The following is a 13,905-nucleotide window of genomic DNA, read 5'->3' on the forward strand; positions in this document are numbered from 1 at the left end:
TAAATTGACAAAAAACCACAACTAACTGTATACAAATACATTAATTAAAACCAAAATAAAAATTAAACTTTTGGATTCTAGTTTGCATATAACAATTTAAATGTACATCATAAAATGTGATTTGCAATTATAGGGATGATTTTCCCCGCTAATGGAGTTTAGCGGGGATTTTTTGTTTTCATTATTTAGAAAAATTTTAAATAACTTTGATTAGATCATTAACCGGATAATTATAATTATGAAAAAAATCATTCTAAGCTTGGGCTTTTGCCTATTTACGGCATTTTCATTTGCTCAAAGCGCATATACTGGTCAAAAATTTGGAGAAGAAGTTAAACCAGGCGATGTAAAACCAGCTGCAAAGATGGAAGCTGCCATGGGGGATAAAAAAACTGTCGATATGAAAATCGAAGGCAAGGTAGTAGATGTGTGTAAGAAAAAGGGCTGCTGGATGACTTTAGAAATGCCTAATGGCGATCCAATGCGGGTAACTTTTAAAGATTATGCATTCTTTATGCCGATGGACATTGTTGGCAAAAAAGTAGTTTTAGATGGCTTAGCTAAGAAGCAAACCATCTCGGTAGAAACGTTACGCCATTATGCAGAAGACGCTAAAAAATCCCCTGAAGAAGTAGCCAAAATTACCGATCCTAAAAAAGAACTAGCTTTCGAAGCTAAAGGCGTCGTGATTTTAGATAAATAATTCCCAGAATTAACATAGTAATATTCGTCACCCTGAACTCATTTCAGGGTCTTAATGGTGGCAAAGAAAGATGCTGACCACGAAGTAGCTACAAGACAATTGAAAATAATTTTTCTACTTGTAAAATAAATTCAGCATGACGATATTATAAAATATAAACCCCGATACAGAATATACATCGGGGTTTATATTTTATGGACGGTGATCTTAGATTACCCAGTTCCAACCAAATTCATCTGGTGCTAAACCGTAACGGATATCGTTTAATTTTTTAGCAATGCCGTTAGAAATATGTCTAGTAGATGGGTCGGTTAATTTATAGATCTGACCATTATAGCCCATTTCGCCTACATGTGTTACTGTAGCTGCAGTTCCTGCGGCAAAAGCCTCTGTTAAGCTTCCGTTTTCAATTCCTTCGATCACTTCTTTAACAGAAACCCTACGTTCTTCAACTTCTACTCCAGCATCTTTAGCCAGTTTAATAATGGTATCACGCGTTACACCATCCAAAACCGTACTGCGTACTGATGGGGTAACCAATTTGCCATTAATTACAAAAAGTAAGTTAGCCGTTCCAGCTTCTTCAATAAACTCATGGGTTACCGAATCTGTCCAGATCAACTGATCGTAACCCTCTTTTTTTGCTTGCTCGAAAGGATATAACGAACGTGCATAATTTCCAGCTGTTTTGGCAAAGCCTACGCCACCTTCATCCGCACGTGTAAATTCAGTTTCAATTTTAACCTTTAGCGCACTACTGTAATATGGACCAGTTGGGGTGGTTAATAAAGCAAATTTATAGGTATCAGATGCCTTAACGCCCAAATAAGGATCCATTGCAAACATTACCGGACGGATATATAAAGCATAATCTTCTTGATTCGGCACCCACTTCTCATCAACATTGATTAGTGCAGCCAAACCTTGCATAAAAATTTCCTCAGGAATACCTGGCATCGACATTCTTGCGGCTGATTTGTTAAAACGTTCGAAGTTTTTATCAGCACGAAAAACACTAATTTTACCATCTGGTTGGCGGTAAGCTTTTAATCCTTCGAAAATAGCCTGTCCATAATGAAGTGCAGAAATTGCCGGGCTCATTGGAATTGGGCCATATGGAAGAATCTGCAAATTTTTCCATTCGCCATCTTCATAGTCGGCAGTAAACATGTGATCGGTAAAAACCTTACCGAACGGTAATTGCGAAAAATCAGTAACAGCCAAACGTGTTTGTTCTGCTTTGGTGATTTTTATATCTAATGTCTCGGTCATTGTATTTGAATTTTGAATGGGTGATTGATTGAAATAATTGAGTATTTTACTCTCCTATTCTCTAATTCAATAATTTACTCATTCTGTCATTAATTATTTCGCGCAAATTAAGAAAAAACAGGCTTTTTTAATAGCTTTTTGCAATATTAATCTTTGTTTTTGAGTGTTTTAAGTACACTAAGCACCCAACCTTTACCCCACTCTTCCATTTGCTCACCAGTCCATAAGAACGGGTAAAAGATTCTCTTCTGAAAACGCGGAGGCAGATACTTTTGCCAGTTGGTTCCGCCTGTTGCAGCAATATCAACCGGATCCTTCTCCAAATAACGTACGGCCGATTTGTAGTGCGATAAAGGCCATTCTACATTTACATATAAATCCAGCTTACGCAGCTCCTCTGCAAGGGCAGAAACATCGGCTCCATTCGTTTGCAATTGATGGTATAAAGCTGAAAAATTGGTTAAAGTGCGGTCTTTGGCCAGTTGCAGAAACTGAGCAGCATACTTTTTAATAAATTGCTTTAAGGTTAAAGTTTGCTTACCCGAAGACAGTTCGGTTGCACCGAATTTCCAGTAAATATTTTCGAATTGTTCTTCTATTGTTGCATTATTTAGTTCTTCGCGTTTGCTTTTATCTACCAATCGGATAAAATCTGTAGCACAGATCTCGATCATCCGGTACTGGCCCGATTGGAATCCACTGGCAGGCAATAACGACATGCGGAATTTCAGGAACTGCTCTTTCTCCATACCATCAACCATCACCTCGAAAGAAGTAGTTAAGGCGCTGAAATAAGCGTTGATCCGTTTTACACGTGCAGTAAAAAATTCGACGGTTAAATTTTCATGTTCAGCAATCTGCCTGCATTCGTGCAGTGCAAGCTTAAAATAAAGTTCCGTAATTTGATGGTACATGATGAAAATCTCTTCATCCGGAATTGGTGTTTTAGGATTCTGTAAGCTCAGCAAAGTATCCAAATGAATGTAGTCCCAATAGGTTAAGAAATCGGCATATAAAAGCCCATCGAGGTATGATGCCATATCCTGCCCCATTGCCGTATACTTTTCCTGCAGTTGGTGTAGTTTGTCTTTTATTTCGGGTGTGAAATCCATGGTTTAAAGTTAGCTGCACAAAGGTGATAAAGATTTTGCAACAAATAACTAAATTTTATACATTTGGAACAATGGCGATGGAGTACCGCCAAAACCGCCCAAACAGGCTGATGACTCCTACGATTTTTATTTAGAATTGAATTCAAATGCCTGTTAAAAAACTAACAGAAGGATTTCTTCTGTCGATTAAACATTTTATTAAACTCGACTTCGGATTACTCTTAATTAGCACTTTAAAGTGGCTATTGATTTCTGCAATCTTGGGTGGGATTATTGGCTCTGCCTCTGCCCTTTTTTTAGAAACTTTAAACTGGGCAACCAATTACCGTGAACAACACCTTTGGATTATCGCCTTTTTACCAATTGCGGGTATAATTATTGGTCTGTCTTACCATTATTGGGGTGCAGCCGTTGTAAAGGGCAACAACCTCTTGATCGAGGAATTACAATCGCCCAAAAATGTGATTCCGCTGATCATGGCGCCACTCATTTTCGCAGGCACGATTATTACCCATTTATTTGGCGGATCGGCTGGAAGAGAGGGTACAGCGGTGCAAATTGGAGGGGCCTTTGCCGATCAGTTTACGAAACTGTTTAAACTTAAAGCCAGAGATCGAAAAGTGATCCTCATTTGCGGAATTAGTGCTGGCTTTGCCTCTGTTTTCGGGACACCTTTGGCAGGTGCTATATTTGGATTGGAAGTTTTCGTTATTGGAAGTTTAACTTACGGTTCCATTCTTCCTTCATTTATTACTGCAATTATTGCCGATTATGCCTGCAAAAGCTGGGGTGTTGGGCATACCCATTATTCCATTTCTGTGGTACCGGAAATGAATTCGATAAATTTACTATTATCATTAGGTGCAGGAATATTATTTGGACTCGTGGCGAGATCTTTTTCGGCCTTAAACCATAGCTTATCAAGTCTTTTCAGTAAAATCAAATACCCACCATTAAGGCCATTTATTGGTGGACTAGTTTTAATTGGCATTATTTACCTGATTGGGAATACACGATATATCGGCTTGGGCATTCCGGTTATTTCAGAATCCTTTGTTCAACAAGAAGCGTATTATACATTTGCAATCAAATTATTTTTAACTGCGTTTACCTTGAGTGCAGGTTTTAAGGGCGGCGAGGTTACTCCACTTTTCTTTATTGGGGCCACACTTGGTAGCTTTTTGAGTTTCTTTATTCCCTTACCTGTTGGGCTGTTAGCAGGAATGGGTTTTGTGGCTGTTTTTGCAGGGGCAGCGAACACCCCTTTGGCTTGCATTTTTATGGGTGTAGAGCTATTTGGTACCTCATCGGGAATTTATATCGCCTTAGCCTGCGTTACTGCTTACTTATTTTCAGGCCATACGGGGATTTATCGCTCGCAAACGATAGGTGCGCCTAAGCATTTGTTGTTGAAGAGACACCAGTTCTTGAGATAGAATTGGCTTTGACAACCTTCTGGTGCTTAGCAATGAAGGTTGTCAAAGCTCATCAAGCAGGATGGCTTCATGAAGATTAGAATGAAATTTTAAATACTCTGCTTTCCCGCCAAACCAGTCCAATACTTCTTGCTTTTTTAGTTTGGTATCGGTTTCAAGTAGAATCCGACCGTAAGAACTCCATTTCTAATCTCTGAAATCGGAAATAAGATTGTGCTTTTGAGGATTAGAATGAATATAATAAACAAGCCTTGTAAAATAAGATTCGTCGTTTATCTGAGCACGTTTAAATGGAGTTTGAAATAATGTACCTATTCTTTTATGCTGGATATTAAATGCCAATGCATATGATTGGAAGAATATTCTGATTGTTTGCTTACAAGATCATGAATGGATAAATTATTGTGATTCAGATCTTTTAGATTTTCTTTAACAAGAATTAATAAATGAAAATGATTTCCTAACAGACAAAAAGCATAAACATCTAAAACATTTGAAAGGTATTGGTCAAATCTCTTTAGAAAAAATCTATAATTGGCATCAGATTTAAAAAGTGGTTGCCTATCTATAGATCGGTTATACACGTGATAGAATTTTCCCTCTTCAAATTTAGTATAGTAATGTTCGGTTTTTGCCATAATATAATTGCATAAACCAATATACTAAAAATAGGCTATAAAAAGCTTTGACAACCTACTGGCAAATAGCCTATAAGGTTGTCAAAAACTTTGATCAACTACATTAGTAAAGCACCCTAAACTTTATGGTATGCTCGATCTTTTTAAGCGATTTAAACAATTGTTTATCGTATTCTGCATTGATATCGGTAATGGCATAGCCAATCTCAGGATTGGTCATTAAAAACTGACTCACAATGTTAATGTCGTGCTTAGCAAAAACAGTATTGATTTTCGCCATAATACCCGGAACGTTTTTGTGAATGTGAATTAAGCGGTGCGATTTCTCAATTTTTGGCAATTGTAAGTTAGGGAAATTGCTGCTCAGATAAGTTGCTCCGGTATTCATAAAATCGGCAACCCGTTTCGGGATAAAATCGATATTACGTGGATTATGTTTAGGATCATCGAAAACAACAATACCTTGTTTGGTACATAAATCGAGGTCTATTTTATTTTTCGCATTACCTAAATAACCTATAGTTTTTAGCTTAGCCGCATTTTTTAACTGTTCCGCATTTATTTTTTCACCATCACCTAAAAGGATAATCCCCACATCCTTTACGTATTTATCTTCAAAAGAAGTTTTATGCCTAATTGACAAACCATCATTTTTAAGGATAGAAATTGTTAAGGGATCAACCTCTCCAATTACCAGGCAAAGGATTCTGTTTTTAGGATAAGAAATGGCACGCGGCAGATCGTTTACGTATAAAAACTCGTCGAAGCTTGGTGTTACATGGTCAGCTTTCGAAACAATACTTTCGCGGGCTATATTCTCCGTAAATGCAAAAAACTTATTGATGATACCACTTTCGCGCAATTGGAAATCAGAATATCCATCACCAATACCGAATAGTTCGCCTTCGAGCTTTAAATGCTGAAGTAATTTTACTTTACCACCTTCTTCACTCAAAGGATTGGCATGATCGTAATCTATAATTTTACCATCGCCAGTGGTTACAAAGGTATTGGCATAAATATTTTCCTTTTTAATGTGGTACTGGCTCACTACAGGGGTAATAAATTCCTTAAACCCGCCAGAAACAATCAGCACCTCATCGGCATGTTTCTTAAAAAACTCGGCATTGCGCGAAAAAGAAGTTGATACTTTCTTTTTTAAATGTTTGATGAGTTGTTTTAAATGATCTTCATTCGCCTCAAGAAGCTTAACACGTTGGGCTAAACTTTCGGAAAAGGAGAGTTTTCCCTCCATGGCAAAATTAGTATAATCTTCAATTTTTTGGAAAATCGCCTCTTTATCTGGATGGTTCTTTAGCGAAATTCGGGCAAGTTCATCAAGTGCTTCTACCTGTGTAAAGGTACTATCAAAATCGATGATGTAATAGGCTTTCTGTTTGGGCATTATCTTAAATGTTGGGTAATTTCTTTTATGCTTTCGGCAACCGGCTTAAAGGTAATGCCTGTTTCCGTTTTTATTTTACTGTTATTGTAATAACTTAAGGTTAAACTGCTCTTCGCTGCATCTTTAGTGATGGAAGGCTGTTTACCAGTGAATATAGATGCAAATTTTAGTGCCCTCCAGGCTATTCCGAGCATCCATGATTTTGCTTCTCTTTTTGGTGTTTTAACACCAAAACCCTGTGCAATTTCGCTGAACAGATCTTTATAATGATAATCATCGGCAGAAATGATATACCGTTGTCCCGAAACTTCCGCATCCATTAACAGGATCATCGCTTTGGCTACATCTTCAACATCTACAAAACCAGAAGCACCATCGGTGTAAAACGGGAAACCACCCCTAACCACTTTAAAAATTGCTCCGCTTCCCTCAAATCCAGCATTTTTACCGATAATTACCGATGGGTTGACAATAATAGCGTCTAAACCTTCAGTGATGCCCCGCCAAACCTCCATCTCACCCTCGTATTTCGATAAACCATAGGCATGTGCTTTGGCATCATATTCCCAAAAGTCTTTTTCAGTAATTTTATTGCCCTTTTTAGCATTTCCTAACGCAGCAACTGAGCTTACATGCAATAAACGGCAATTATTTTCGGCACAAAGGTTTACAATGTTCGAGGTTCCTTCTATGTTTACGTGAAAAAGTTGTTTTTTATCTTTTGGGTTGAAGGACACAAAAGCTGCGCAATGGTAAACTTTGGTAATCCCGAAAAAGGCATCTTCCAGAGCTGATGGCTCATTAATATCAGCCTCAAACCATTCAATGAGTGGAATATTCTTGATTTGTGAAGGGATTTTAGATTTCTCTCGCCTCAAGGCCCGAACAGCTAATCCCTTATCGGTTAACTGCTTAATTAATTCAGATCCTAAAAATCCAGTTCCTCCGGTTACCAGTATCATTTTATTTTTTTCGAGCTATATGTGGAAATACGCATTCAAAAATAGATATTTGAGCCGAGAGTTTTAAATATATGTCATTAACGGATTTCTTTTCCCCTATAAACCCAGATAGTTTTACACCTAAGCAAGGATTTTTTACAAGTCAGCTGGGGTTAAAAGCGCAAATTTACACCGAATCGTTCCCCGATTTTGAGGAGCATACCTATGATTTGGCAATTTTTGGGGTACTTGATGGAAGAGGCGCCGTTAATAATGAAGGTTCTGCCCTGGCACCGGATTATTTTAGAGAGAAATTTTATAAACTCAACGAAGGTGCTTTTAATAGCAGGATTGTCGATTTAGGCAATATTAAACACGGCGCAACCATTGCCGATACTTACATTGCGATCAAGATGGTGGTTTCGGAGCTGATTAAAAAAGACATTATTCCAGTCATTATTGGTGGCGGCCAAGATTTAACCTATGGCCAGTACCTGGGTTATGAAGATTTAGAGCAAAAAGTAGATCTGGTGGTTATTGATAACCAATTTGACATTGGCGATGATGACAATGAAGGAATTGCTACCCGATCGGACTGTTACCTAAACAAAATTTTTCTTCACCAGCCCAATTACCTTTTCAATTTCAGCAATGTGGGTTATCAAACTTATTTTGTAAACCAGGAGAGTTTAAGTGTGATGGATAAATTATACTTTGATGTACACCGTTTAGGTGAATTTGCTCAGGACATTTCCTTAACAGAGCCCATTATCCGTAATGCAAATATGATTAGCTTTGACATGGGCGCTATCCGTTCTGCAGATGCCGCAGCAAATGCGAATACCACGCCAAATGGTTTTGATGGCGAAGAAGCCTGTCGAATTGCCCGTTATGCTGGCATGAATGATAAGTTGACCTCAATTGGCTTTTACGAGTTTAATCCAGCCTACGATAACAACGGCCAAACGGCCTTCTTACTTGCTCAAATGGTATGGTATTTTGTGGATGGATTTTACGCCCGTAAAAAGGATTTCCCGCTTACACCTAAATCGCAGTTTATGATCTATCGAACCAGTTTAAAAGATGGTTCGGGAGAAATGATGTTTGTAAAAAGCAAAAAATCAGACCGCTGGTGGATGCAGGTCCCTTACCCTTCAGGGCAATCCAAAAATGAGCGCTACCATCTTGTGCCTTGCAGATATGATGATTACCAGACTGCTGTTAATGGCGAAATGCCTGATTTATGGTGGAGAACCTACCAAAAACTAAACTAAACTTATGTAAGTTCAAAGTTTATATCTTACTTTTTGCTGGAAATCGATAAAATAAAAGTCTACCCTATGAACAGTCTATCATAATTTTACACAGCTATTTACGTTTTAGCGGTACAGATTTCTATATTTGAACAGGATTAAACTAACCTCATGAAACCATCATGATTTTCGTGACCACAAAGTAAAATCAACAAATCATGATAGCTTCATCACCAATGAAAAAATATTATACAGATGAAAAAAATATTATTATCTGCAATGGCGCTATTGCCCCTTGCAGCTTTGGCACAAAAGCCATTTACAATTAGTGGCGACATAAAAGGATTGAAAACCGGAGATAAGGTTTATCTGATCTATCAAGGTGACGGCAAAAATGTCACCGATTCTACAACAGTGACAAATGGTACTTTTGCATTTAAAGGAACATTGTTGAGCCCTGCGCAAGGAAGTCTTTTCTTAAACAAAAACCCTTACGTAAACCGCCCGGCACAAGGTGAGAAATTAGATGCTTTATCTCTATATGTAGAGCCAGGAAATATAAAGCTAGCCGCAGCAGATTCTTTAAAGAAAGCAACAATCACCGGCTCACCAGTTAATGACGATGCAAAGAAATTAAAAGCATTAACTAAACCTGTAGCAGACAAACTTGCTGCAATTAATGCTGAATATGCAGGCTATACACCCGAGCAAAAACAAGATAAAGCGGTTATGGGCGCTTTAGGTGCCCGTTATGAAAAAGAAGCTGCTGGAATGGCTCCATTATTATTACAGTATGCAAACGGCAATCCAAAATCTTTTATCAGCTTAAGCGCAATTAGCCAATTGGCCGCAGATCCTGAACAGGCAACAGCAGCAGAAAAAGCTTTTGTTGGATTATCGCCAGATTTGAAGGCAACTACGACAGGTAAAAAAATTGCTCAAATATTCGACGCTGGAAGGAAAACCGCTGTAGGTGCCATGGCTATGGACTTTACACAAGTTGATACTGCAGGTAAACCTGTTAAATTATCTGATTTTAAAGGTAAATATGTTCTGGTAGATTTTTGGGCATCATGGTGTGGCCCATGCCGTCAGGAAAACCCAAATGTAGTAGTGGCTTACAACAAATTTAAAGATAAAGGCTTTACTGTTTTGGGTGTTTCTTTAGATGGAGGAAATACCAGAACAACTAAAGCTGCGTGGCAAAAAGCCATCGAAGCCGACAAGTTAACCTGGACACATGTATCAGACTTAAACGGCTGGAGCAATGAAGTGGCCCAAATGTATGGCATCCAATCTATCCCGGCTAATTTCTTAATTGATCCAACAGGCAAAATTATTGCAAAAGGCTTAAGAGAACAGGCTTTACAAGATAAACTTCAAGAATTATTAGGAAGCAAATCGAAATAAAAAAGTATTCAAAACAAAGAAAGCCCCAATCGATATTGGGGCTTTCTTTGTTTATACGAAAACGTATTATGCAGATTTTAAGAAATCCAATACGTTAATGAAATAGTTTTCAAGTCCTTCGTAAGGATCTTCTCCTGGAATCCATGATGCGAATTTCCAGTATTCCCAATCGGCATTTTCGATTACCGGTGGGATTAAAAGAAAATATTGTTCTTCAGTTAAGCCACCGATTACAATACTTCGAGCCAGTTTAATGGCCACCTCTAGCAATTCTATATGCTCAGTCCAGATTTCGATGAGCTGTGCGTCAACATCTTTTAGAAATGCCACATCGCTTATTTTGGAGAACGATGGATCAACGTTTTCGTTTGGTGTAGTAAATCCATTGGTAATCAACAGGAGTTCTTTATAATCAGCTGGGAACGCTATTCCCAATCTTGCTTCAGCTTCCTGTATTTCAGCTAATGTGGCAGGTTGATTACCTAGCCATTTTGTTTCGATCTGTTTGGTTGTAAAACTAAACTCTCCTTGTTTAATTGCGGTTTCGGAAATCTTTTTGAGTACTTTTTTCAACTTATATTCTTTTAAATTAAGTCAAAACCAATATCTTCTCTGAAATATTTGCCATCGAAATAAATTCTGCCGGCATCAGCAGTTGCCGATTGTAAAGCAGTAAACAAATCTTTTTGCAAACTGGTAATGGCAATTACCCTACCTCCATTTGTTTTCACTACATCATTTTCTAACAATGTTCCGGCATGGAATGCATTAGAATGACGTAGGTTTTCAATTCCAGTAATGGCTTTACCCTTCAGATAATCGCCTGGGTAACCACCTGCCACAATCATTACAGTAGCAGCTGTTTGCTCAGAAATAACCAAACTCACCTGGTTTAATTGTTTGTTGGCAGTAGCTAAAAACAGTTCTACCAAGTCGTTTTCAACTCTAGGGATCACACTCTCTGTTTCAGGATCGCCCATACGTGCATTGTATTCGATTACAAATGGCTCTTCTCCTACTTTAATCAGTCCGAAAAAGATGAAACCTGTATAATCGATATTATCTTTCTTTAAACCATCAACCGTTGGCTTAATAATCCGCTCTTCTACTTTAGCCAAAAATTCTGGCGTGGCAAAAGGAACCGGCGAAACTGAGCCCATACCACCAGTATTTAAACCGGTATCGCCCTGACCAATCCGTTTATAATCTTTAGCTGAAGGCAGTGTGATATAATTTTCACCATCAGTTAAAATAAATACCGAAAGTTCTATTCCGCTTAAAAATTCTTCAATTACGACTGTTGCTCCAGCTGCACCAAATTTACCGCCAAGCATCAGTTTTAATTCTTCCTGAGCCTCAATGGTTTCGGTACAGATTAACACACCTTTACCTGCTGCCAAACCATCGGCCTTTAAAACAACCGGTAAAGCATGGTTTTGCAGATAAGCCAAGCCATCTTCCAAAGTTTCGGGCGTGAATGATTTTGAAGCCGCAGTTGGAATACCATGGCGCTCCATAAACTGCTTAGAGAAATCTTTGCTTCCTTCTAGAATAGCTCCCTCTTTTTTAGGTCCGATAACTGGAATGTGCGCAATGGTTTTATCGGCAAGGAAAAAATCGTGAATACCATTTACCAAAGGTTCTTCCGGACCTACTACAACGAGTTCGATGTTTTCGGTAAGCACTACTTTTTTAATGGCATCAAAATCGTTTACATTGATGTTGATGTTTGTACCATAAGCTCCTGTACCACCGTTACCTGGAGCAATAATTAGTTTATCGCAGTGCGAAGACTGGCTCATTTTCCAAGCGAATGCGCTTTCTCTGCCGCCTGACCCTAAAAGTAAGATATTCATATCGGCAAAGATAATATTTTAGTAACAAGTAGCGAGTATCAAGTAATAAGACTTGTCTTCAAATACTAGCTTCCTTTTGCACTTCTTGTCATTTGTTCAAGCATATCCCACATTTCGTTCGGGATTGCCTCTAAGCCATTCATCTGACCTGCGCCCTGCAACCATTCACCGCCATCAATCGTAATTACTTCACCATTAATGTATCCGGAGAAATCGCTCACTAAAAATGCGGCTAAATTAGCCAATTCCTGATGGTCCCCTACTCTTTTTAACGGCACACGGTTTTTAAAATCGAATTTTTTAGCTAAATCGCCGGGCAATAAACGCTCCCAGGCACCTTTAGTTGGAAACGGACCTGGAGCAATTGCATTGGTACGAATACCATATTTACCCCATTCTACGGCTAAAGATCTGGTTAGTGCTAAAACACCACCTTTTGCACAAGCCGAAGGCACAACATAGGCTGAGCCTGTAAAAGCGTAAGTGGTAATTATATTTAAAACTGTTGCAGCTTGCTTTTCCTTAATCCAATGTTTACCAAAGGTAAGTGTACAGTTAACTGTTCCTTTTAAAACGATATCGATAATGGATGAAAATGCATTGGCCGATAACCTTTCGGTTGGAGAGATGAAATTACCCGCAGCATTATTCAATAATATATCAACTGAGCCAAATTTTTCTAAAGTTTTGGCCAATACATTTTCTACCTGTGCTACTTCTCTAACATCACAGGCAACTGCCAATACTTTGCCGCCTGTTTTTTCTTCCATTTCATCGGCAGTTTTTTGTAGTACATCCTGTTTTCTGCTTGTAATTACGAGGTTGGCTCCTAATTTCAAGAAATATACGCCCATTGCTTTACCCAAGCCCGTTCCGCCACCTGTAATTACAATGGTTTTTCCTTTTAAAGCGTCTTCTCTGAGCATTGGTGCGTTATAACTGAACATAGCGGTGGTTGGTTATTAAGTTAATTATTAGATTGTTGGGAATGGTTAATCGGTTAATTATTTAAACTGGTTAACTGTTTAGCTTGGATAATCGCTCAGTTGTTTGAACCGAGTAATCGACTCCAAACGCCCTGCGCCGAACTCCAAACTTATTTTCTCTGCAGATTAGCTAAAATCGTTTTTATAATATGGCGCGTTGCCGGCGACCACCATTGTGCTAACATTTTTTCTAACGTAGCAGATTGATCTGCAGTTACCGCAGCAATTAATTCCTCGCGGATATTTAATTTGCTTTGCGACCAGGTGTTACTTTCGAGTTCCATGTATTTCTTGATCTTACGCTCGGCAGCCGTTAACAAACTTTCATTCCTCACCAGTTCATCAACCAAACCAACCTTCAAAGCTTCTTCTGGGCTATAAAGCTTACCTGAAAGCAAACTACGACTGGCTTCTGCCTTACCTAACCAAAACGCATACAATTGAAAAATACTATTTGGCACAATAATACCTACTGGCACCTCATTTAGTCCGATAATGTATTGCCCTTCTGCCATTACCCGGTAATCGCAGGCTAATGCCATTACGCATCCGCCGGCCGGGCTATGACCACTAATTGCAGCTACCATTGGTTTTTTAAACGCAACCATGTTGGCAGTAAAACCCAAAAACAACTGCCAGAAAGATTTAGCCTCTTCTTCGTTGTACTTATAAAGTTCTACCAAATCCAATCCAGCAGAAAAGAAAGGTGCTGTACCAGTTAAAATTACACCGCCAATGTTATCATCGGCGGTAATATTTTTAAGCATATCGTCAAGATCGGTAATCAACTCGCGGTTTAAGGCATTCGATTTACCTCTATCTAATGTAATGGTTGCCAGGCGATCTTTAACACTTACTTTTATTGTATTCATATTTAAATAGTATCAAGATTT

13 protein-coding genes and 1 riboswitch are annotated in these 13,905 nt (G+C 38.5%); of the genes, 4 read left to right on the top strand and 9 right to left on the bottom strand.

The window, feature by feature from the left end:
• Positions 1 to 238: 238 nt before the first annotated feature.
• Positions 239 to 703, top strand: a complete 465-nt coding sequence (locus EYS08_RS02290) for a DUF4920 domain-containing protein (RefSeq protein WP_131028226.1) — start codon at positions 239 to 241, stop codon at positions 701 to 703.
• Between the two features lie 207 nt (positions 704 to 910).
• Here EYS08_RS02290 and EYS08_RS02295 read toward each other — a convergent pair whose 3' ends face one another.
• Positions 911 to 1,975, bottom strand: a complete 1,065-nt coding sequence (locus EYS08_RS02295; protein ID WP_131028227.1) for a branched-chain amino acid aminotransferase — start codon at positions 1,973 to 1,975, stop codon at positions 911 to 913.
• Positions 1,976 to 2,121: 146 nt separating this feature from the next.
• The gene (locus EYS08_RS02300) at positions 2,122 to 3,087 is read right to left on the bottom strand and encodes a tryptophan 2,3-dioxygenase family protein (RefSeq protein WP_131028228.1); all 966 of its coding nucleotides are present in this window, start codon (positions 3,085 to 3,087) and stop codon (positions 2,122 to 2,124) included.
• A 64-nt stretch (positions 3,088 to 3,151) separates the two neighbouring features.
• Positions 3,152 to 3,214: riboswitch (Fluoride riboswitch) on the top strand.
• Between the two features lie 19 nt (positions 3,215 to 3,233).
• Here EYS08_RS02300 and EYS08_RS02305 point away from each other — a divergent pair.
• Positions 3,234 to 4,523, top strand: a complete 1,290-nt coding sequence (locus EYS08_RS02305; RefSeq protein WP_131028229.1) for a voltage-gated chloride channel family protein — start codon at positions 3,234 to 3,236, stop codon at positions 4,521 to 4,523.
• A 311-nt stretch (positions 4,524 to 4,834) separates the two neighbouring features.
• Here EYS08_RS02305 and EYS08_RS02310 read toward each other — a convergent pair whose 3' ends face one another.
• The 3 genes from EYS08_RS02310 to EYS08_RS02320 all read right to left on the bottom strand — a co-directional run bounded on the left by EYS08_RS02310 (position 4,835) and on the right by EYS08_RS02320 (position 7,528).
• Positions 4,835 to 5,161, bottom strand: a complete 327-nt coding sequence (locus tag EYS08_RS02310; protein WP_131028230.1) for a hypothetical protein — start codon at positions 5,159 to 5,161, stop codon at positions 4,835 to 4,837.
• A gap of 103 nt (positions 5,162 to 5,264) precedes the next feature.
• Positions 5,265 to 6,566 carry an HAD-IB family phosphatase gene (locus tag EYS08_RS02315; RefSeq protein ID WP_131028231.1) on the bottom strand — a complete coding sequence of 434 codons (1,302 nt, stop codon included), beginning with the start codon at positions 6,564 to 6,566 and terminating at the stop codon, positions 5,265 to 5,267.
• Positions 6,566 to 7,528, bottom strand: coding sequence for an NAD-dependent epimerase/dehydratase family protein (locus EYS08_RS02320; RefSeq protein WP_131028232.1), 963 nt, complete (start codon positions 7,526 to 7,528; stop codon positions 6,566 to 6,568). The genes EYS08_RS02315 and EYS08_RS02320 overlap by 1 nt, the downstream gene beginning before the upstream one ends.
• A gap of 71 nt (positions 7,529 to 7,599) precedes the next feature.
• Between EYS08_RS02320 and EYS08_RS02325 the strand changes: the two genes are divergently transcribed.
• Together EYS08_RS02325 and EYS08_RS02330 are read left to right on the top strand one after the other, a co-directional pair.
• Complete coding sequence (locus EYS08_RS02325; protein WP_131028233.1) at positions 7,600 to 8,781, top strand: formimidoylglutamase; 1,182 nt, start codon at positions 7,600 to 7,602, stop codon at positions 8,779 to 8,781.
• 234 nt (positions 8,782 to 9,015) lie between these two features.
• On the top strand, positions 9,016 to 10,170 hold the full coding sequence (locus EYS08_RS02330; protein ID WP_131028234.1) for a TlpA disulfide reductase family protein: 1,155 nt from the start codon (positions 9,016 to 9,018) through the stop codon (positions 10,168 to 10,170).
• Between the two features lie 66 nt (positions 10,171 to 10,236).
• Here the strand turns inward: EYS08_RS02330 and EYS08_RS02335 are convergent, their stop codons facing one another.
• The 4 genes from EYS08_RS02335 to EYS08_RS02350 form a co-directional block, all read right to left on the bottom strand.
• A complete protein-coding gene (locus tag EYS08_RS02335) occupies positions 10,237 to 10,743 on the bottom strand; it encodes an SMI1/KNR4 family protein (protein WP_131028235.1) in 507 nt (168 codons plus the stop codon).
• A gap of 11 nt (positions 10,744 to 10,754) precedes the next feature.
• Positions 10,755 to 12,026, bottom strand: coding sequence for a phosphoribosylamine--glycine ligase (purD, locus tag EYS08_RS02340; RefSeq protein ID WP_131028236.1), 1,272 nt, complete (start codon positions 12,024 to 12,026; stop codon positions 10,755 to 10,757).
• A 65-nt stretch (positions 12,027 to 12,091) separates the two neighbouring features.
• The gene (locus EYS08_RS02345) at positions 12,092 to 12,973 is read right to left on the bottom strand and encodes an SDR family oxidoreductase (RefSeq protein WP_131028237.1); all 882 of its coding nucleotides are present in this window, start codon (positions 12,971 to 12,973) and stop codon (positions 12,092 to 12,094) included.
• Positions 12,974 to 13,122: 149 nt separating this feature from the next.
• Positions 13,123 to 13,884: an enoyl-CoA hydratase/isomerase family protein gene (locus tag EYS08_RS02350; protein WP_131028238.1), complete on the bottom strand. Its 762-nt coding sequence runs from the start codon at positions 13,882 to 13,884 to the stop codon at positions 13,123 to 13,125.
• Between the last annotated feature and the right edge of the window lie 21 nt (positions 13,885 to 13,905).

The organism is Pedobacter kyonggii, from assembly GCF_004310665.1.
Taxonomy (GTDB): domain Bacteria; phylum Bacteroidota; class Bacteroidia; order Sphingobacteriales; family Sphingobacteriaceae; genus Pedobacter; species Pedobacter kyonggii.